At 68.7% G+C, this 18,632-nt stretch carries 14 protein-coding genes; 6 read left to right on the forward strand and 8 right to left on the reverse strand.

Going from position 1 to position 18,632, the window contains the following annotated elements; genetic code table 11:
• Nucleotides 1-1,337: 1,337 nt before the first annotated feature.
• From AB0H36_RS17165 to AB0H36_RS17180, 4 genes are all read right to left on the reverse strand, one after another.
• Nucleotides 1,338-4,529 (reverse strand): DivIVA domain-containing protein, encoded by a 3,192-nt coding sequence (locus AB0H36_RS17165; RefSeq protein ID WP_360523402.1) that lies wholly within the window; start codon nt 4,527-4,529, stop codon nt 1,338-1,340.
• A gap of 96 nt (nt 4,530-4,625) precedes the next feature.
• On the reverse strand, nt 4,626-5,495 hold the full coding sequence (locus AB0H36_RS17170) for a TIGR00730 family Rossman fold protein (RefSeq protein WP_360523360.1): 870 nt from the start codon (nt 5,493-5,495) through the stop codon (nt 4,626-4,628).
• Nucleotides 5,496-5,559: 64 nt separating this feature from the next.
• Nucleotides 5,560-6,621: a succinyl-diaminopimelate desuccinylase gene (gene dapE / locus AB0H36_RS17175; protein ID WP_360523363.1), complete on the reverse strand. Its 1,062-nt coding sequence runs from the start codon at nt 6,619-6,621 to the stop codon at nt 5,560-5,562.
• Complete coding sequence (locus tag AB0H36_RS17180) at nt 6,621-7,307, reverse strand: VOC family protein (RefSeq protein ID WP_360523366.1); 687 nt, start codon at nt 7,305-7,307, stop codon at nt 6,621-6,623. The genes dapE and AB0H36_RS17180 overlap by 1 nt, the downstream gene beginning before the upstream one ends.
• 56 nt (nt 7,308-7,363) lie before the next feature.
• Here AB0H36_RS17180 and AB0H36_RS17185 point away from each other — a divergent pair, with 56 nt between their 5' ends.
• Nucleotides 7,364-8,038 carry a maleylpyruvate isomerase family mycothiol-dependent enzyme gene (locus AB0H36_RS17185; protein ID WP_360523369.1) on the forward strand — a complete coding sequence of 225 codons (675 nt, stop codon included), beginning with the start codon at nt 7,364-7,366 and terminating at the stop codon, nt 8,036-8,038.
• Here AB0H36_RS17185 and AB0H36_RS17190 read toward each other — a convergent pair.
• From AB0H36_RS17190 to AB0H36_RS17205, 4 genes are read right to left on the reverse strand one after another with little or no spacing between them, the layout of a single operon-like run.
• Nucleotides 8,035-10,062, reverse strand: coding sequence for a DUF4185 domain-containing protein (locus tag AB0H36_RS17190; RefSeq protein ID WP_360523372.1), 2,028 nt, complete (start codon nt 10,060-10,062; stop codon nt 8,035-8,037). The genes AB0H36_RS17185 and AB0H36_RS17190 overlap by 4 nt on opposite strands.
• An 11-nt stretch (nt 10,063-10,073) precedes the next feature.
• A complete protein-coding gene (locus tag AB0H36_RS17195) occupies nt 10,074-10,874 on the reverse strand; it encodes a carbohydrate ABC transporter permease (protein ID WP_360523375.1) in 801 nt (266 codons plus the stop codon).
• Nucleotides 10,864-11,820, reverse strand: coding sequence for a sugar ABC transporter permease (locus tag AB0H36_RS17200; protein WP_360523378.1), 957 nt, complete (start codon nt 11,818-11,820; stop codon nt 10,864-10,866). The genes AB0H36_RS17195 and AB0H36_RS17200 overlap by 11 nt, the downstream gene beginning before the upstream one ends.
• Entirely contained in the window at nt 11,820-13,181 is a 1,362-nt protein-coding gene (locus AB0H36_RS17205; protein ID WP_360523381.1) for a sugar ABC transporter substrate-binding protein, read from the reverse strand. The genes AB0H36_RS17200 and AB0H36_RS17205 overlap by 1 nt, the downstream gene beginning before the upstream one ends.
• Before the next feature lie 238 nt (nt 13,182-13,419).
• Between AB0H36_RS17205 and AB0H36_RS17210 the strand changes: the two genes are divergently transcribed.
• From AB0H36_RS17210 to AB0H36_RS17230, 5 genes are all read left to right on the forward strand, one after another.
• The gene (locus AB0H36_RS17210; RefSeq protein ID WP_360523384.1) at nt 13,420-14,067 is read left to right on the forward strand and encodes an SIS domain-containing protein; all 648 of its coding nucleotides are present in this window, start codon (nt 13,420-13,422) and stop codon (nt 14,065-14,067) included.
• Nucleotides 14,064-15,029: a ribokinase gene (locus AB0H36_RS17215; RefSeq protein WP_360523387.1), complete on the forward strand. Its 966-nt coding sequence runs from the start codon at nt 14,064-14,066 to the stop codon at nt 15,027-15,029. Before AB0H36_RS17210 ends, AB0H36_RS17215 begins: the two co-directional genes overlap by 4 nt.
• A gap of 69 nt (nt 15,030-15,098) precedes the next feature.
• Complete coding sequence (locus AB0H36_RS17220) at nt 15,099-16,109, forward strand: LacI family DNA-binding transcriptional regulator (RefSeq protein ID WP_360523390.1); 1,011 nt, start codon at nt 15,099-15,101, stop codon at nt 16,107-16,109.
• 463 nt (nt 16,110-16,572) lie between these two features.
• Nucleotides 16,573-17,787 carry an IS256 family transposase gene (locus AB0H36_RS17225; protein WP_360523393.1) on the forward strand — a complete coding sequence of 405 codons (1,215 nt, stop codon included), beginning with the start codon at nt 16,573-16,575 and terminating at the stop codon, nt 17,785-17,787.
• The gene (locus AB0H36_RS17230; protein ID WP_360523396.1) at nt 17,784-18,173 is read left to right on the forward strand and encodes a hypothetical protein; all 390 of its coding nucleotides are present in this window, start codon (nt 17,784-17,786) and stop codon (nt 18,171-18,173) included. Before AB0H36_RS17225 ends, AB0H36_RS17230 begins: the two co-directional genes overlap by 4 nt.
• Nucleotides 18,174-18,632 lie beyond the last annotated feature (459 nt).

Genomic DNA, 18,632 nt, shown 5'->3' on the forward strand with positions numbered 1-18,632 from the left:
CGCGGCGGATCCCAGTGTGTGATGACCATGTCGTCAGTGAACCCCAAGCCACCGACAGAAGTCCGCGCCGCCACCCCACCCCCCACCCCGACCCCACCGTTCTCCGTCCCCCAAACCCGAGTCAGCAACATCCAGCGCGACTGCCGCTCCCAGTCGACAACCACCTCCCAAGCCTCCTCCACCCCCAACGCCAACCCAACCGACGCCTCAACATGACAACTCCGCGCACCCTTCATGCCCCGACCCTCCCAGCAATCCCCCCAACAAGCACCCCACCCCGCCCAGCACCCATCCCCCACCCACCAGCACCCCGCCCCGCTCCCTGCCCATCCCCTGCGTGAACAGCACCCCGCCCCGCTCCCTGCCCATCCCTCGCGTGAACAGCACCACGCGGGCTCGCAGCCCATCCCCACCCCACAAGCACCCCGCCCGCTCCCCTGCCCATCCACGCCCGCCCCCAACACGACCAGCCGCTCTCAGCCCATCCCCGGCCGCACACCCACCCTGCCGACGCTCAGCACACCCACCCGGCTCTGCCCCACGGCGTAACACCCCCGTGAACCCCGGCCTACCACTGCCAAAGCGCCACGCAGCAACCCAGCTGAGGCAGGCGTACCTACCGTCGAGGTCCCGAGCCCTCATCTCAGCTCGCCCACTGACAAGCACCTAGCCCCGGCACCTGACACCCACCCGCCGAGCTTCAGCCCCGACCACCTTGCTCAGCCCCAAACAACCGTCCCACCAAGAACCACCCAGCCCAGCATGCTCAGCCGGCAGACATCCGCCTGCCAAGGCACTCGCCGGCCACCACCATGCTTGAGGTGCCGGGGAGCCAATGGCCCGTCAGCTCGGCCGCTAATCGGCACCTTGCCCCGGCACCTTGCCCCGGCACCTGCTCAACCCCCCGGCTCCGAGCCCCACCCCCGCCGAGTCCACCACGCTCGGCCCGGTCAGCCGCCCGACCAGCCACCGCGCCGAGACCCACCAACCACCGCTGGGCCGAGCGTGCCTCCCCCGCGCACGTTGCTCATACACCGGCTATCCCCTGCTGAGGCGCTGAGCGCCCACCGAGCTGAGTTGCTGGCTCGCCCGTCAGCCAGGCCAGCGACGATCACGTGGCTCCAACGCAGCCTCGTTCCGTGACCCCAGATGCCCATCCGGCCGAGACCCAGCCCATCCGCCGTGCTCGGCCGCCGGGCAGCCACCCGGCTGTGAACCAACCAGCCTGTCCTGCTTGCTGAGGCACGCGTAGCCGCCCCTGCATGAGGCATCAATGCCCACGATGACGAGGCGCTGGGCCGCGTTCCTTGCCGTCGAGCTTCGTACGGGCTGTCCTGTCAGCTCGGCCGTTGGTATGCGCCCTGCTGCGGTGCCTGCTCGTAGCCTTGCTCCGGATACTCACCCGGCTGAGAACCGGCTTGTCCGCCCTGATCAGCCGCCGGTTGACCCCCCTGCTGCGAACCAGCCTGTCCGCCCTGCGGATGCGCCGGGGAGCCCTGCTCGGGGCTGCCATAGCCACCCTGGTCGGGTTGATAACCCTGCTGTGGACCTTGGAAGCCACCGTTCTGCGGCATCTGCTCGGCCTGGTAGCCGCCCTGCTCCTCGACCGCGTAGCCGCCCTTCTGTGGACCCGGCTCAGCCGATGCGTAGCCGCCGTTCTGCGGCGTCTGCTCGGGCCGGTAACCGCCCTGCTCCTGCGCCGGATAGCCGCCCTGCTGCGGGCCTGGCTCGGCTGCGTAGCCGCCGTTCTGCGGTGCCTGCTCGGCCTGGTAGCCGCCTTGCTGCTGCGCCGGGTAGCCGCCCTGCTGGGGCTGCTGGTGGCTGGGCTGCTCGGGGTTCGCGTAGCCGCCGTTCTGCGGTGGCTGGTGCTGGGCCGGCCACTGCGGCCGTGTCGGCTGCTGATCTGCCGGCGGCCAGAACTGCCACTGCTCCTGCGCCTGCTCCCGCGCAGGCACCTGCCCACCCTGCTCCGAGTACTGCGCCCCACCCTGCGGAGACTGCTCCCCTTGAGCCGGGTACGACTCCTGAGCTGGGTACTGCTGCTGAGCCGGGTCCACCTGCTGCGCAGACTGCTCCTGGCCGTACTGCTCCTGCTGCGGGTGCTGCTCGTGCACCGCGTACGGCGCCTGCGCGAGGTGTTCATGCTGCGCCTGCACCTGCCGCGGGTACTGCTCCTCCTGCTGCGAGGGCTGCTCCTGCTGCGAGAGCTCCTGTGCCTGCGGGGCGTGCGCCGGCTGCACTGGGTGCTCCTGCTGGGAGGGCTGCTGAGCTTGCATCGGAGGCTGGTGGTGCGACGGGTGCTCCTGCGCCTGTTGCGCGTGCTCCTGCGCCTGCGGGTACTGCTGCTCCTGCTGGGCGTACTCCTGGAGGTGCGGGTACTGCTGCTCCTGTGTCGGGTAGTCCTCGTCCTCTGGATCCTGCTGGCTCGGTGCCTGGTGCTGCAGGAACTGGTGTGGCTGCGGTTGGTTCGATGGCTCGGGGTGGGGCTGGGCGGCAGTTGGGTGCGGGGTCTGCTGGTTGGGCGGGAGAGGAGTGTAGGTCTGCTCGTGGGGCGGGGACTGGGGCTGCCACTGTGGGGCGGCGGCCTGGGCGTCGTACGGCGGCTGGTCTGTCGGCTGCTCGTGGTACGGCTGGGTGGGTGGTTGCTGCCACTGAGGTACGGGCTCCGGGAGTACCCACTGGGGTGCGGGGTCGGGCTGCGGGTTCTCCTGCTGGGTCCGGTGAGGCTCTGGCTGGGCGTCTTGCGGTGAGGTCAGGGGGAATTCCTGCGTCACCTCGGTCGAATGCGCCGACTGAGCCGGATCGGCCGACTGAGTTGGGTCGGGTGCACCCTGCGTGTCGCGTCGATCGGCTGCTTGCTCTTGGTCGAGGTCTCCTGAGGTGCGTGCAGGGTCGACGGAGCCGGCTGGGTGCTCTGGGGCGGCGGGGACTGCGTTGGGCTCGGCGTTGGCCGGTGGTCGGTCCTCGGGGAACCAGGGCTCGGGTTGCTGGGCGGCGGCGTACGGGTCCGCCTGCGGCTGCGGGTAGGCGGATGACTCGAACGACTCCTGCGGCGCGTAGGACTCGGGCTGCTGCGGGTTGTACGAGGCGGACTCAGGCTGCTGCAGCGTGATGGTTTGAGGCTGCTCCGCGAAGTCGGACTGTCCAGGCACGTACTGCGCCTCCGGAGCGTCACCCCGGCCAAACGCGGACTGGGCTTGCGCGGTGTCGCCCCACCCCTGCGCGGGCTGGTCCTGCGGGCCAGCGTCCTGACCGGGCATCGACCAGGCCTGCGATGCGTCATCCTGCGTCGGCGCGGACTGCGCCTGCGGCGCCTCGTCCTGCGTTGGTGCGGACTGGGCCTGCGGGCCGGCGTTCTGGCTGGGCGTTGTCCAGGACTGCGGTCCGTTGTCCTGAGTGGGGGTGGGCTGCGGACCGTCATCCTCGGCGGACTGGGACTGCGGTGCGTCGTCCTGAGTGGGCATCGACCACACCTGCGGAGCGTCGTCCTGGCTGGGCGTGGACTGGGCTGGCGGTGCCTCGGCCTGGGCGGGGTCGGGCTGAGGATGTGGTGCGTCGTTCTGCTGGGGCGTGGGGTGGGACTGGGCGTCCAGGAGGGCTCGGGCTTCGGCCTGGAGGCGTTCGTACTCGCCGGCAGCGGCGGAGGGCTCGGTTACTGGGACTTCCTGGGTGTCTGAGTCGTCTGCTGCTGGTGGGTGTTGTGCTGGAGCCTGCGCCGTCGGGGCGGGGGTGGCTGGTGCATCGGCTGGCTGGTCATCACGGGCAGCAGGATCGTTTGCCGAGGAGTTAGAGGCCGCAGCGCCGGCCAGCGCACCTGCAGCCGCGGCGCCTGCCGCGAGCGCAGTCGCTTCGGGCCTGGGCACCGAGGGCGCGGGCGTTGCGGACCCGCCGACTCCGGAACCGGCCGGGCCAGACTCGTATGCTGCGGAACCCGTCGGGCCGCGCTCGCCTGCTCCGGATTCGGATGCACCAGACTCGGATCCTCCGAAACCGGCTGGGCCGGACTCGGATGCTCCGTACATGGATGCGCCGAACTCGGGTGCGACGGGCTCAGGTGCGCCGGAGTCGGGTGCGCCGGGACCAGTCGCGTCGGGGTCCGCCGCGGGGGGTTCAGTTGGCGAGTCGGTCGGGGAGTCGGTCGAGGGTTCTGGGAAGTTGCCGCCGACGAGGATTGGTTGTTGGGTGCCGGTGTCGTCGAAGTCGGTGGTCGTCTCGTCGGGGGTGCCGGTGAAGCCGGGGCCGTCGACGATCGGGGAGACGGCTCGCTCGAGGTCCGCGATGCGGCGGTCGCGTTCGGCGACCTCGCGGGCGACGCGTTCGAGGAGGGTGTCGACCTCGTCCATCCGGTAGCCACGCAGGCCGACGCCGAAGCGCGCGGCCTCGATGTCCGTGGCGGTGAGCGCCTGCCGGGCCGGGACGCTGAGGTCGGGCCGGTCGTCGTACGCCGTACTCATGGCACCCCAACGACCCGAGGCCACTACTGCGACAGCCCCGATCAACAGCACCACGATCAGCCCGAAGAACCACATCACGGGACCGATCGTGCCATGCCGACGAAGTCACCCGCACAATCGGACACCGATTCGGCCCTCGGCGTAAGCACGAAGCCGGCAGGAACCGGAGTCTCAGCTCCCGTCAGAGCCCAGCCGGTGCGCCTCGCGCCGCTCGCGGGCCAGCGGGCTGTCCGCCTCGGCCACGTCCCGGGCGGCCGCCGCAGCTGCTTCCTCGGCCGCCGCGTCGGCGAGCTCACCGGCCTTGACGATGTAGCTGATCGCCTCGTCCACGTCGTCGGTGACCACGAACATGTCGAGGTCGGCCGCCGAGATCTTCCCGTCCGTCAGCATCGTCTCGCGCAGCCAGTCGACCAGGCCGCTCCAGTACGACGTGCCGAACAGCACGACCGGGAACGACGTCACCTTCCGCGTCTGCGCCAGCGTGAGCGCCTCGAACAGCTCGTCCAGCGTGCCGAACCCACCCGGCATCACCACGAAGCCCTGCGAGTACTTCACGAACATCGTCTTGCGGGTGAAGAAGTAGCGGAAGTTCATCCCGATGTCGACCCACTCGTTCAGGCCGTTCTCGAAGGGCAGCTCGATGCCGAGGCCGACGGACACGCCGCCGGCCTCGGAGGCGCCCTTGTTCGCCGCCTCCATCACGCCCGGTCCACCACCGGTGATCACCGCGTAACCGGCGCCGACCAACTTCCCGCCGAGCTCCTCCGCGGCGATGTACATCGGGTCGTCCGGCTTGGTCCGGGCCGAGCCGAACACGCTGATCGCGGCGCCGAGCTCGGCCAGCATGCCGAACCCCTCGATGAACTCCGACTGGATCCGCAGCACCCGCCAGGGGTCGGTGTGCACCCAGTCCGACGGCCCGCGGCTGTCCAGCAGCCGCTGCTCCGAAGTCGACTGCTGCACCTGGTTGCGCCGCATCACGACCGGCCCGCGCTGCTGCTGGCCGATCGGACGGTCGGGGTGGATCGAGGGTTGTTCCATACCTCCAGATTAGTGCGGACAGTGACAACGGGCCTGCCGACGCGGGCCCCGCCACGAGGTGTACCTACGCCGTCAACCAGGCTCTCAGCCGCTGTTCACACGCCTCGATCTCCGCCTCGGGCACGAACTCGTCCTGCTTGTGCGCGTACAGCGGGTCACCGGGCCCGTAGTTCACCGCCGGTACGCCGAGCAGCGAGAACCGGGCCACGTCGGTCCACCCGAACTTCGGCTGCGGCTCTCCCCCGACGACCTCCAGGAACGCCGCCGCGGCCGGCCGCTCCAGCCCCGGCAGCCCACCCGGCGCCGAGTCGGTGACGACCAGGTCGAACCCCTCGAACACCTCCCGCAGGTGCGCCTCGGCCTCCGCCTCCGACCGGTTCGGCGCGAACCGGTAGTTGACCTCCACCGTGCACAGATCCGGTACGACGTTGCCCGCGACCCCACCGCGGATGCCGACCGCGTTCAGCCCCTCGCGGTACTCCAGGCCGTCGATCGGCACCCGGCGCGACTCGTACTCCGCGAGCCGGGCCAGGATCTCGCCCGCCGCGTGGATCGCGTTCGACCCCATCCAGGACCGGGCCGAGTGCGCCCGCTCGCCGCGGGTGCTGACCTCGATCCGCATGGTGCCCTGGCAGCCGGCCTCGACGACCCCGTTGGACGGCTCCATCACGACCGCGAAGACGCCCTCGAGCAGCTCCGGGTTCGACCGGGTCAGCTTGAACAGGCCGTTCCGCTCGGCCTCGACCTCCTCGCAGTCGTAGAAGACGTAGGTGACGTCCCGGTTCGGCTCCGGCAGCGTCGCCGCCAGCCGCAGCCCGACCGCGAGACCGCCCTTCATGTCGCAGGCGCCGAGCCCGTGGATCAGGCCGTCGGCGCGCCGGGCCGGGAGGTTGTCGTTCAGCGGCACGGTGTCGATGTGCCCGGCGACCACGATCCGCTCGTCGCGGCCGATATCGGTCCGGGCGACCACGGTGTTGCCGTGCCGGAACACCTTCAGGTGCGGGTACGCCGACAGCGCCTTCTCGATCTTGTCCGCGAGTTTCTCCTCGGCGCCGCTGACCGACTGCAGGTTGACCAGCGCCTCGCACAGGTCGGGGCCGGGCACGGACAGGTCGAGCTTCGCCATCAGGATTCCTCTGCCGGTGGTAGGAACACACAGAACTCGTTGCCTTCGGGGTCGGCGCAGACGTGCCAGCCGATCTCGTCGTCCTTGGGCCGCAGGAGCGTCGCCCCCGCGTCCAGGACCGGCTGCAGGGCGGGCGCGGTGACGTCCCAGTGGATCCGGTTCTTCACCGACTTCGGCTCCGGCACCGGCACGAACACCCAGTACTGGAACGGCAGGCCGGGCACGTCCTCCAGCCAGTAGTACGGCCGGCCCGGCTTGCTGCGGAAGTCGCCGCCGACCACGCCGGACCACCAGCGCGCCTGCGCCTCCGGGTCGACCGAGTCCACCACGAGCTCCACCAGCCGGTACGCCGGGACGGTGTCGCGGACGAAGCCGCAGAACTCACCGCCCTCCGGGTCCTCCAGCACGGTCCAGTGCCGCTCGTCCGTGGCGGGTGTCTGCACCGTCGCGCCTTCGCGCAGCAAGTCCTCGATTGCACCGGTCTGCACGTCGAGGTGAACCCGCTGCTTGGCGGCCTTCGTCTCGGGGACCTGGCACATCCAGATGGTCTTCTGCGGTACGTCGCCGACGAGCACGTTCGGGTTGTCCGCCGGAGCGGTCAGCCCGAGCACCCGCCCCCAGAACGCGACCATCGCGCTGGGACACGACACGTCCACGCACAGGTCCTTGAACCGGGCCACGCTCATGCCGCCAACCCTAATCCGGACGACCGACAAACACCTGTTTGGTTAGGCTGGCGGACATGCGTGATATCCGGCCCGAGGTGCAGGCGGCTGCTCAACTCGTCAACGAGACCGTGAGTACGGCGGACGAGGCGGTCGTCCGCGGTCCGTCAGGTCTGCCCGGGTGGTCCCGCGGTCACGTGATCACGCACATCGCGAACTTCTCGGAGGCGATGACGCGGCAGGTCGACGAGGCGCTCCGGGGCCGGTTGATCGAGGTGTACGACGGCGGACGGCCGGCGCGTGACGCCGGGATCGAGGCCGGCGCCGGCCGCCCTGCCGCCGAGCTCGTCGCACACCTGCGCGAGGCGACCGCTGCGCTGATCGCCGCGTGGGACATGGTCGGCGCGGACGACTGGGAACGCCCGATCATGCACCGCAACAGCAACCTGGCCGCCGGCATCCACGCGACGTGGCGCGAGCTCGCCGTACACACCGTCGACCTGGACCTGGGGCCGACTGCCGCCGGCTGGTCGGAAGCCTTCTGCCTCCATCTCCTCGACTTCCTCCGCCCCCGCACCCCCGAAGGCGTCCAGCTAACCCTCCACCCCACCGACGGCCCCACCTGGCAGAACGGCGCCGGCCAGGAAGTAATCCTGACCGGCGCCCTCACCGACCTCACCGCCTGGTACGCCGGCCGCACCCCACCCGGCCCGATCACAGGATCAACCCCCGAACTCCTCCCCTGGCCTTAGCTCACGGTGAAGTCGTCCAGTTGGATCCAGGTGTCTGTGTTGGGGGCGTTGAAGCCGGCGTAGACGGTTAGTTCGTGGGTGTTGGGTGGGACGGTGACGGTTACCTCGTGGTGGACGTAGCCGGTGGAGGCTCCGAAGGTTTTCGCCGCCAGGTCCTGGGTGCCCAGGCGGACGCCGAAGCGGCCCTGGTCGGCGGGGAGGCCGGCGGAGGCGTTGATCCAAGAGCCGAAGGTGTACGTCGTTCCCGGGTTGACGGGGACGGTTTGGTACAGGGCGCTCCAGCCGGTGCAGGTACACCGGATCCACCCGTTGTTCGCGCCGGAGTGGGCGAAGCCGAGACCGCGGTCGACGCCATTGGCCGCCGTACCCTCGAAGAGCCAGGCCGGTTTCCCACCACCTGTTCCCTCGAAGCCTCCGTCCGCGAGCTGAGCGACGTACCGGACCGCCAACTCGGACACCGAGGTGTAGCTGCGGGTCCCGCCAGGCAGGCCGATCACCCGTACTCCATCGGTCTCCTGCACCGGGAAGGTGATCGTGTAGGTCTTGTTGGCGCCCGCCGACGCATCACCGGGATACGCAGGCGACACAGTCTGCGCCGCAACCTCGACCCATGAGCCGTCGACCTTCACCTGCACCCGCGGTCGACCGGTGAAGTACCCGCCCTCGGCCGACACGGCCCCGGACGTGAACTCGACCCGGTTGATGCGCTGCCGAGCAGGCCAGGTGTACCCCCACCACGACGCGCCCTTGACCTCGTCGTCGAAGTCGGTCTCGCTCCCGGTCAGCGCCCCGTCGTTCATCAACGCCAGACTGCCCGACTGCGTCGACTTGGAGATCGCCAGAGCACCAGTCGCCAGGTTGGCATCCCCGGGCAGGTTGCCGGCGGACCCCGGCACGGAGGGCGTCAGCACCAGCTTGCGCAGGTTGAAGTTGTAGACCGACGTACCGATCCCGCCACCACCGCACGGGCACACGTTCGCCTGCACGTACATCGTCTTCCCGTCCGGCTGGACGAACTTGGACGGGATGGTCACGCCGTACCCGCCGTACTTCGAGGTCGACCACGGATACCCGCCGAAGTCCTTGCTGAGGAAATGTTTCCACGGTCCCCACGGCGTCGGCGCCTCGTAGAACTCGAAGGTGTACTCCGTCCAGGACGTGTACACGTACCGCTTCTGCTTCTCCAGGTACGTGACGCCGCCCTGGCTGATCACGCTCAGGTTCGACGCGTTCGTCCCGTACGTCTGCGCGTACAGCCGCCGCTGGTCGGTCAGCACCGGCTTGCGGTCCGCGATCTTCGCGCTCCACCCGGATCCGGTGTAGAACTTCCACGCGTCCCGGTCCTGCACCTTCCCCTTCGGCACCCGCGCCAGGAACACGCTCTGCGGGTCCGCGACGGTGTCGTCGAACGAGTCCCGCCAGTTCCCGTCCAGCCCGTACGCGTACACGTACCCGTCCGGCGCCAGCGCGCCGCCCTTCCCGAAGTCGGCGAACCAGATCGTGGTGAACACGTGGTCGGAGAACATCGGCTTCCGCTTGTCCCACGTCCACGTCCGCCCGTGATCGGTCGACTTCAGAATCGTCGCCGCCGGTACGTCGTTGAAGTCGAGCGCCAGATCCTGGACTGCCAGGTACAGGGTGTCGCCGACGCAGACCATCCCGGTCGGCTTCCGGTTGTACCCGGCACCGCTCCAGATCGACCCCACCTGATCACCGCGCGAGATCGTCGTACCGGTCAGACTCCCCGGCGATCCGGTCACCTCACTGACCGCGATGTCGGAGAAGTCCTGGTCCAGGCTGAACCCCTTGCCGTCACCGTTCGCGGTGTACAGCTTGTCGTTCCCGGCCCAGCAGGACGGCCACAGGTCGCCGTCACTCGCGCTCGGCGTGCCCTTGGACTCGACCTGCGCCGTACCAATGTAATTGCTCGAAGCAACCACAGAAGAGGGCTCGGAGGAGTCCATCACGAGTGCCGCCGAGCCGAGGACCAGCGGCAGCACGGCAAGCAAAGCCCCACGTTTCATCGCAAAGCCCTTCACTTGAGACCGGTCGTCTTCATCGCGTCGACCAGGCGGCGCTGGCCGGCGACGAACACCACGACGGTCGGGATGGCCGCGATCACGGCGGCCGCGAGGATCAGGTTCCACGCCGAGGCGTACTGCCCCTGCATGCCGGAGACACCGAGCTGGATGACGCGCAGGTCCGGGTTCCGGGTGATGGTCAGCGGCCAGAGGAACGCGTTCCAGTTGGCCAGGAAGAACAGCACCGACAGCGACGCGAGCACCGGCCGGCTGAGCGGCAGGATGACACTCCAGTACCGCCGCCAGTAGCCGCACCCGTCCAGGTCGGCGGCTTCCTCGAGCTCACGCGGGATGTTGAGGTAGTACTGGCGCAGCAGGAAGACACCGAACGCGTGGAAGATGCTCGGCACGATCAGGCCGGCGTAGCTGTCCAGCAGGCCGAGCTGCTTGGCGACCAGGAACAGCGGCACCAGGATCACCGGCAGCGAGACCAGCAGCGTCGACATGATGCCGGAGAAGATGAGCCCGCGGCCGGGAAACCGCAGCCGGGCCAGCGCGTACGCCGCCATCGAGTGGAAGAACAGCGCCACCACGGTGACCACGACCGACACGATCGCGCTGTTCATCAGGAACGTCGGCATCGGGATTTTGAACAGCACGTACTGCAGGTTGTCCAGCGTCCACCGGGTCGGCCAGCCGAAGTCGAACACGTCCTCGACCGGCTTCAGCGCGCTGATCACGATCCACAGCAGCGGCGCCACCGCGATGAGTGCCAGGACATGGGCCAGGGCCGGAAGTACGAACCTACTCCTCATCGAACCGGCCTCCCTTCGTGAACGCGAACATCAGGCCGGTGCAGGCCACCAGGATCGCGACCACGACGGTGGTCAGCGCGGCGGCGTACCCCATGTTGTTGAAGGTGAAGGCCTGCTCGTAGATGTAGAGCACGACCGTGCTGGTGGCCCGGGCCGGGCCGCCCTTGGTGAGCACGAAGACCAGGTCGAACGCCTGCAGACCGGTGACCGCGCCGATCGTCGAGTTCACCACGACGAAGAAGCTGGTCGGCCGCATCAACGGCCAGATCACGAACCGGAACCGTTGCCAGGTGCTCGCGCCGTCGATCTGCGCGGCGTCCTCGAGCTCCTTCGGCACGTCCTTGAGCCCGGCCAGCAGCACCAGCATCTGGTAGCCCATCACGAACCAGACGCTGATCACCACATAGGTGCCCAGAGCAAGCGACGGGGTGCCGAGGAACGACACGTCACTCAGGCCGAACGGCGCCAGCAGCTTCGAGAGCGCACCGCGCTTGTCGACCAGCAGGAACTGCCAGATCAGGCCGACCACGACCAGGCTGACCACGTGCGGCAGGAAGAACGCCGACCGCACCCAGCCGATCCCGCGGAAGTGGTTGCGGACCAGCATCGCCAGCGCGAAGCTCACCACGAACGCGATCGGCACGAACGTGACGACGTACGTCGCCGTGACCTTGAGCGACGCCCAGAGCTGGTCGTCACCGGCCATCAGCTTGTAGTTGGCCAGACCGACGTACTGGTAGTTGCCGAAGCCGTCGACCTTGAAGAACGCGACCCCGAAGGCGAGCACCATCGGCAGCGCGACGAAGACCAGCAGGCCGAGGGTGTCCGGCGCGAGGAAGGCGTACGCCGCCAGCGCCTCGCGCCGTTTCCTGGACATCCCGGTCTTGCCGCGCGTTGCCGAGGCCTTCACCAGGGGCTTGTCGGGCGGAGCAGTTGTGGTCACCATCAGCTGATGGGCGCGCCCTGGTAGGTCTTCAGGAACGTGTCGATGCGCGACGCCGCGTCAGCCGCCGCCTTCCCCGGGTCGGCCGCGTTCAGCTGGCAGGCCTGGATGGCATCCGCGATCGGCTGGTACACCTCCGGTGGGAACCGCGGCTCCGGCTTGCCGGTCGGCGCGATCTCGCTGACGAATTGCTTCAGCGCACCCTCGGCGAAGGCGCCCTTGGCGTCCGCGGCCTGCTGCACCGACTTGCGCGGCGGCACGTTGGTCTTCACCACGGTGTTCCACTGCCGCTGCCGTTCGATGCCCGCGGCATCGGTCGAGCCGAGCGCCCAGGCGATAAACTTGGCCGCCGCCTCCGGGTTCTTGCCCTTGGCGTTGGCGACGAACGCCCAGCCGCCGAGGTCGGTGGCCGGCTTGCCGCCCTCCGGCGTCGGGTGCGGGATGATGCCGTACTTGAAGTTCTTCGCCTTGGCCCGCATGTCCGCGACCGCCCAGATGCCGCTCTGCTGCATCGCGGCCGCGCCGGATCCGAGGTTCGACACCACGTCACCGCCACCGTCACCGAGCGCCTTGCGCGGCGCGACCTTGTTCTTGATGGTGTCCTGCCAGAACTTCAGGGCCTGTACGGCGGCCGGCGAGTCGAACGCGACCTTGCCGTCCTTGATCGGGGTGCCGTCGCCCTGCCAGAGGAACGGGTACCAGGTGAAGTTCTGGTAGTAGCCGGGCAGCGTCTCGAACATCACGCCGTACTGCTTCTTGTTGGTGAGCTTCTGCGCGACCGCGATGGTCTGGTCCCAGGTCTTCGGCAGGTCCGCCTCGGACAGGCCGGCCTTCTCGAACGCGGCCTCGCTGTAGTACATCGCGAGCGGCTCGATCTCCATCGGCAGTCCGTACACCTTGCCGTCCACGCTGCGCGCCTCGAGCAGGCCGGGCAGGTAGTCCGCCTTGGACTCGTCCGACAGCGCCGGGCCGAGGTCCTGCAGGACGCCGCCGTTGTAGTAGCGCAGGAAGTCACCCGGGCTGATCAGGAAGATGTCCGGGCCCTGGCCGGACTGGAAGGCGGTCTGCAGCGTGGTCCCGTTCAGGTAGTCCTTGCCGGGGATGTAGCGCAGCTTGACCTTGACGTCGTTGTTCTTGTTCCACTCCTCGACGACGGAGACGAACCACTTGCTCTGCGGGCCCTGGTCGTCGGACGGGCCGTAGAAGTTCCAGAACGACATCTCCTTGGCGTTGCCGCCGGACTCGTCACCACCGCAGGCGGTCAGCAGCGGTACGCCGGCCGCCGAGGCAGCCAGTGCGCCGAGTCCGCCGCGCAGGATCGTGCGCCGGCTGACCGGCGTGGCAGGGAAGGATGTTGCGGCCATCAGGTGCTCCAGGGGTGTCTCGTACGCCGACCGTGTTCGAACGGTTTTCGGGGCAATCGATTTCTCGCAATCTACGAGTGACGACCTGGCCGGTCAAGGGGCGAGCCGATGTCGATGTGGCCGAACCGGCCGATTTCCTCGTGCAGGTGGGGGTTTCGACCTGGGTGCAGACGTTGACACTGCCCGATCCCGCTGCCTAGTCTGCGGAAATCGATTTCTGAGATGAGAGGGCTTCGGGATGCCAGTTGTGCCGAACCGTGGCGATGTCGAGGCACCACGGGATCTGGTCGCGTTGGGCCTGCAGGCGGCGCGGAACGCGATCGAGACCGAGGCAGCGGCCGTGTCTGCGCTAGCGGACCGGCTGGACGGGGCCTTCTTGGACGTGCTGATCGCGGTCGCCGGCTGCGAGGGCCATCTGGTGGTGACCGGCCTCGGCAAGTCCGGTCTGGTCGGCCGCAAGATCGCTGCCACGCTGGCCAGCACGGGTACGCCGGCCACGTTCATCCACTCCGGCGACGCCCTGCACGGCGACTCGGGTGCGGTGACTTCTCGCGATCTCGTCCTCGCCTTGTCCGCATCCGGCGAGACCGCGGAGGTGTGCGCGTTCGCCCGGATGCTGCGTGAGCGGGAGATCCCGGTGATCGCGATGACGGGCAACGAGGAGTCCACGCTGGCCCGGATCTCGACGTACACGCTGGACACGATGGTGTTGCGCGAGGCGGATCCGCTGAACCTCGCCCCGACCGCGTCGACCACTGCCGCCCTGGCGATGGGTGACGCGCTGGCCTGTGCGCTCGTCGTACTGCGGGACTTCAGCCACCACGACTTCGCCCGGTTTCATCCATCGGGAGCACTCGGCCGGCGGCTGCAGGGAGAAGACGCATGAGCTCGTACGACGTGTGCGTGCTCGGCTCGTTCATGAAGGACCTGGTCGCCTCGGCGGAACGGCGGCCGTTGCCCGGTGAGACCTTGCACGGCACCGGGTTCGCCGAGTTCCTCGGCGGGAAGGGCGTCAACCAGGCGATCGCGGCCGCGCGGATGGGCGCGCGGACGGCGATCGTCGGGACGATCGGCGAGGACCGGTACGGCGAGGAGTTCCTCGAGCTGCTCGAGGCCGACGGGGTCGACAGCTCGTGGGTCGTCCGGCACCCCTCGCTCGGAACCGGGGTCGGATTGCCGTTGGTCCTGCCGGACGGCGGCAACTCGATCATCATCGTCTCCCGCGCGAACGCTGCGATCACGTCCGCCGACGTCGAGGCGGCCGCTGAGGTGCTGACGGCCAGCTCGGTGCTCAGCGTCCAACTGGAGCTCCCGGTCGAGGCGAGCCGAGCTGCCCTCCAGCTCGCCTCGACCGCGGGTGTGACCACGATCCTCACGCCGGCTCCGGTCGGCCCGGTCGATCGCTTGCTGGCGTCGTACGTCGACATCCTGGTGCCGAACGAGGTCGAGGCGGCCGCGTTGACCGGGCTGGACTGCGACGACGAGTCGCAGGTGCCGGTGATCGCCCGGAAGCTCGCCGACGAGTGGGACCTGCGTGGTTGCGTGGTGACGCTCGGGTCGCGCGGCGCCTTCGTCGTCGACCGTTCAGGCAGGACCGCCGGGGAGGTGTGGATCGAGCCGCATCGGGTCGCGACGGTCGACACGGTCGGCGCCGGCGACGCGTTCTGCGGGTCCCTGGCCGCCTCACTCGCCGCGGGTGCCGACCTGGTGGGCGCCGTACGACTGGCGAACGCAGCCGGTGCTCTCTCGACCACAGTCAACGGAGCGGCCGACTCGGCTCCCGACCGCGCGACCGCCCTCGCCCTGCTGGATGGCGCGGCCTTTCCGGTGGGTCCACCCACGTCGTGAGATCCTTTTCCCCGGATCGGAGTTAGAGTGCGATCCAGACGATCTACTGGACTCCAGCGGGGAGCGGGCATGACGACGATCTACGACGTCGCGCGTAGATCCGGCGTGTCTCCGGCCACCGTCTCGCGGGTGCTGAGCGGTCGGCGCAACGTGGACCCGGAGCTGTCGGAGAAGGTGCGGGCCGCGGTGGCCGAGCTCGGCTACCGGCCGAACGGCGTGGCCAGAAACCTTCGTAAATCCAGGACGAACCTGTTGGCCGTTGTCATCTCCGACATCGAGAACCCGTTCTTCACCTCGCTGGTCCGCGGTCTCGAGGACGTGGCCCAGACCGAGGGTTACCACGTCGTCCTGTGCAACTCCGACGAGGACCCGGCCAAGGAGGCCGCTTACGCCTCCGCCGTACTGACCGAGCAGATGGCCGGCGTGGTGATCTCGCCGACCAGTACGGCGGACGGCGTACTGCAACTCGCGGACGCGAAACTCCCGATGGTGCTGATCGACCGCCGCGTCGACGGGGTCGAGGCCGACACCGTGCTGGTCGACAACGAGCACGGTGCGCACGAGGGCGTGAAGCATCTGATCGACGGCGGCTATCGGCGGATCGCTTGTATCACCGGTCCGCGCAAGGTCAGCACGGCGATGGATCGGCTGGCGGGTTATCGGTCGGCGTTGCGGGCCGGTGGGATCCGCTACGACAAGGACTTGGTCCGGCACGCCGACTTCCGCGAGGCCGGCGGGTACGCCGCGATGGAAAGCCTGCTCGAGCTCCCGGAACCGCCCGAAGCCCTGTTCGTCACCAACAACCTGATGACCGTCGGCGCCCTGGAATGCCTGGCCAAGAAGGGCGTCCGCGCCCCCGCCGACATCGCCGTCGTCGGCTTCGACGACATCCCCTGGGCCGACCTCGTCGTCCCCAGCCTCACCACCGTCGCCCAACCCACCTACGAACTCGGCCGCACCGCGGGCCTTTTGCTCAAGGACCGCATAGCCTCCCCCGGCCGCCCCCCGTCCACCGTCACCCTCCGAACCGAACTCCACATCCGAGCCACCTCAGCCCCCCGCAAACCCCGCAAGAAGTAGCCGGAGCACCTCAAAGGACACCGCTTCGCGGCCGCTCCTCTACTGGCTGCCTCCGGCGACAGGCGCAGGCCGATATCCCGCGCCGACGCACTCGGCGCCAGGTGATCAACTCGCGAATGAGCGCGGATGGGCACCGCTACACGGCGGCTGCTCTACTGGCTGCCTCCGGCAGCAGGCGCAGGACGGTATCCCGCGCCGACGCACTTGGCGCCAGGTGAACTTGCGGATGGATGGAGATGGGGACACCTCTACACAACGACAGTCCTTCCTGCGCGGACCGGGTTCACAGGTAGGAGCAATGCTTGAGACCTGTGGATCGGCCGAGGAAGGGCGTACCTTCCCGGTGATCGAGTAGAGGTCTCAAGCAGGCCGGCGCTGCAACGCTGGCTGGGAAGGCACGCCCGTGCTCACAGTAGTCCCCGACCCCGCATCCGATGACAGCGACCAGCCAGCCCTGGGCGAGATGTCGTTGATCGATCAGATCGTGCGGGAGGGCGCCCGCCGTATGCTGGCCGAGGCCCTGCGGGCCGAGGTCGACGCCTACATCGCCGCGTACGCCGACCAGCGCGACGAGCACGGCCACCGACTAGTGGTGCGCAACGGCTACCACCAGCCGCGTGAGGTGCTCACCAGCGCCGGGGCGGTGGAGGTGACCGCGCCGCGGGTCAACGACAAGCGTGTCGACCCCGACACCGGCGAGCGGAAGCGGTTCGCCTCGGCGATCCTGCCCGCGTGGGCGCGTAAGACCCCGAAGATCACTGAGGTGTTGCCACTGCTGTACCTGCACGGCTTGTCCTCGGGGGACTTCGTGCCAGCGTTGGGGCAGTTCCTCGGTAGCGCGAAGGGGCTGTCCGCTGCGGTGATCACCAAGCTGACCGAGCAGTGGAGGACCGAACAACGCGTCTTCAGCCAGCGGGATCTGTCCGGTGTGGACTACGTGTATCTGTGGGCCGACGGCATCCACGTCAACATCCGCTTGGAGGAACACAAACTCTGCCTGCTGGTCATGATCGGGGTCCGCGCCGACGGTCGCAAAGAGCTCGTCGCGCTGGCCGGCGGCTACCGCGAATCGACCGAGTCGTGGGCCGATCTGCTGCGCGACTGCGCCCGGCGCGGGATGGCCGCCCCAGTGCTGGCGATCGGCGACGGCGCATTGGGGTTCTGGGGCGCGCTCCGCGAGGTCTTCCCCGCCACCCGCGAGCAGCGCTGCTGGTTCCACAAGATCAGCAATGTCCTGTCCGCGCTGCCGAAATCCGCTCAACCAGGCGCAAAGAAGGCCCTGGCTGAGATCTGGAACGCCGAGGACCGACGCCACGCACTGGGCGCGATCACCGCGTTCCAGGCCGCCTACGGCGCGAAGTTTCCCACAGCGGTCGCCAAAATCACCGACGACGTCGAGGAACTGCTGGCGTTCTACGACTACCCGGCCGAACACTGGACTCACCTGCGCACGACCAATCCGATCGAATCCACATTCGCCACCGTGCGCCACCGCACCAAGGTCACCAAGGGACCCGGCTCCCGCGCGGCCGGGCTCGCCATGGCCAAGCTCATCGAGTCCGCACAAGCCCGCTGGCGCGCGGTCAACGCACCTCACCTCGTCGCGCTCGTCCGCGCAGGCGCCCGCTTCGACAACGGCCAGCTCGTCGAGCGGCCGGAAGAGGCGGTGGCCTCGTGAGCACGCCATCCCACCCGACCGGCAGCACGCGGCAGTGGCCCACCGACACGTTGACCGCGTTGCGGCTCGGCCAGCGACTGGTCACCGAGCTACCAGCCTCCCGGCCCGGGCGGCGAGCATTCGTCGACATCACCCCGCTCATCACCGCAGCGGACACCGAAGCCCGCAGCCAGGGCTGGAAACGAGCCGACCACGCCCGCACCTTCACACTGCAACACTGGGACTACGCCGCTGACCGCCTCGACGGCTTCGACTACGACAGCGGAGCAATCCTGATCAAGACCGCGACCGTCATCGGTGAACCGGACCTGACCACCACCCTCGAAGCGTGGCACCTACACCCCGAACAGTTCCTCTACCCCTGGCAAACCGACGACCCGAAGTAGTCACCCAGACCGAGGAGAACACAACAACTCATCCACAGGTCTTGACTATTTCTCCACAGGTAGCCCGATCGGCTCTAGGTGTCCGACGGTGTCCCGCCGTCGGCGCTGCAGCCTGACCAGTTCGGTGTCGCGGCGCTGCGCAGTCAGTGCGACCCTTCATGGTTCCCGCGGAGAGGCGGCGGCACTATGGCAAGCAACTGACAGGCACCAGGTCCTGAGACTCAGCGAGAACCTCGCATCGGATGCCTCCGTCCGCACTGGAGCACCCTGGCTCGAGCACTGCAACCACGACCGCCGCCGCACTCTGTGGCCAACCACCCAGCCGCCCGCAACCAACAGAGCACAGCTAGGCATCCGGGGCGCGTGTCGACGGCAGCTGAAAACTGACCAGTGGGCGGCAACTGAAAATTGACCAGCTTCCCGGAGAGATCCTGGCTTGAACCGAGCCGGGGAGGGAGC

It is taken from the genome of Kribbella sp. NPDC050820 (assembly GCF_040653975.1).
Lineage (GTDB): Bacteria > Actinomycetota > Actinomycetes > Propionibacteriales > Kribbellaceae > Kribbella.

Excerpts from the sequence above, each read along its gene's own strand:
- AB0H36_RS17185 (WP_360523369.1), top strand. The coding sequence starts at position 7,364 with ATGCGTGATATCCGGCCCGAGGTGCAGGCGGCTGCTCAACTCGTCAAC.
- dapE (WP_360523363.1), bottom strand. The coding sequence starts at position 6,621 with ATGGCGAAGCTCGACCTGTCCGTGCCCGGCCCCGACCTGTGCGAGGCG.
- AB0H36_RS17195 (WP_360523375.1), bottom strand. The coding sequence starts at position 10,874 with ATGAGGAGTAGGTTCGTACTTCCGGCCCTGGCCCATGTCCTGGCACTC.
- AB0H36_RS17215 (WP_360523387.1), top strand. The coding sequence starts at position 14,064 with ATGAGCTCGTACGACGTGTGCGTGCTCGGCTCGTTCATGAAGGACCTG.
- AB0H36_RS17200 (WP_360523378.1), bottom strand. The coding sequence starts at position 11,820 with ATGGTGACCACAACTGCTCCGCCCGACAAGCCCCTGGTGAAGGCCTCG.
- AB0H36_RS17225 (WP_360523393.1), top strand. The coding sequence starts at position 16,573 with ATGTCGTTGATCGATCAGATCGTGCGGGAGGGCGCCCGCCGTATGCTG.
- AB0H36_RS17180 (WP_360523366.1), bottom strand. The coding sequence starts at position 7,307 with ATGAGCGTGGCCCGGTTCAAGGACCTGTGCGTGGACGTGTCGTGTCCC.
- AB0H36_RS17220 (WP_360523390.1), top strand. The coding sequence starts at position 15,099 with ATGACGACGATCTACGACGTCGCGCGTAGATCCGGCGTGTCTCCGGCC.
- AB0H36_RS17210 (WP_360523384.1), top strand. The coding sequence starts at position 13,420 with ATGCCAGTTGTGCCGAACCGTGGCGATGTCGAGGCACCACGGGATCTG.
- AB0H36_RS17170 (WP_360523360.1), bottom strand. The coding sequence starts at position 5,495 with ATGGAACAACCCTCGATCCACCCCGACCGTCCGATCGGCCAGCAGCAG.
- AB0H36_RS17190 (WP_360523372.1), bottom strand. The coding sequence starts at position 10,062 with ATGAAACGTGGGGCTTTGCTTGCCGTGCTGCCGCTGGTCCTCGGCTCG.
- AB0H36_RS17205 (WP_360523381.1), bottom strand. The coding sequence starts at position 13,181 with ATGGCCGCAACATCCTTCCCTGCCACGCCGGTCAGCCGGCGCACGATC.
- AB0H36_RS17165 (WP_360523402.1), bottom strand. The coding sequence starts at position 4,529 with ATGTGGTTCTTCGGGCTGATCGTGGTGCTGTTGATCGGGGCTGTCGCA.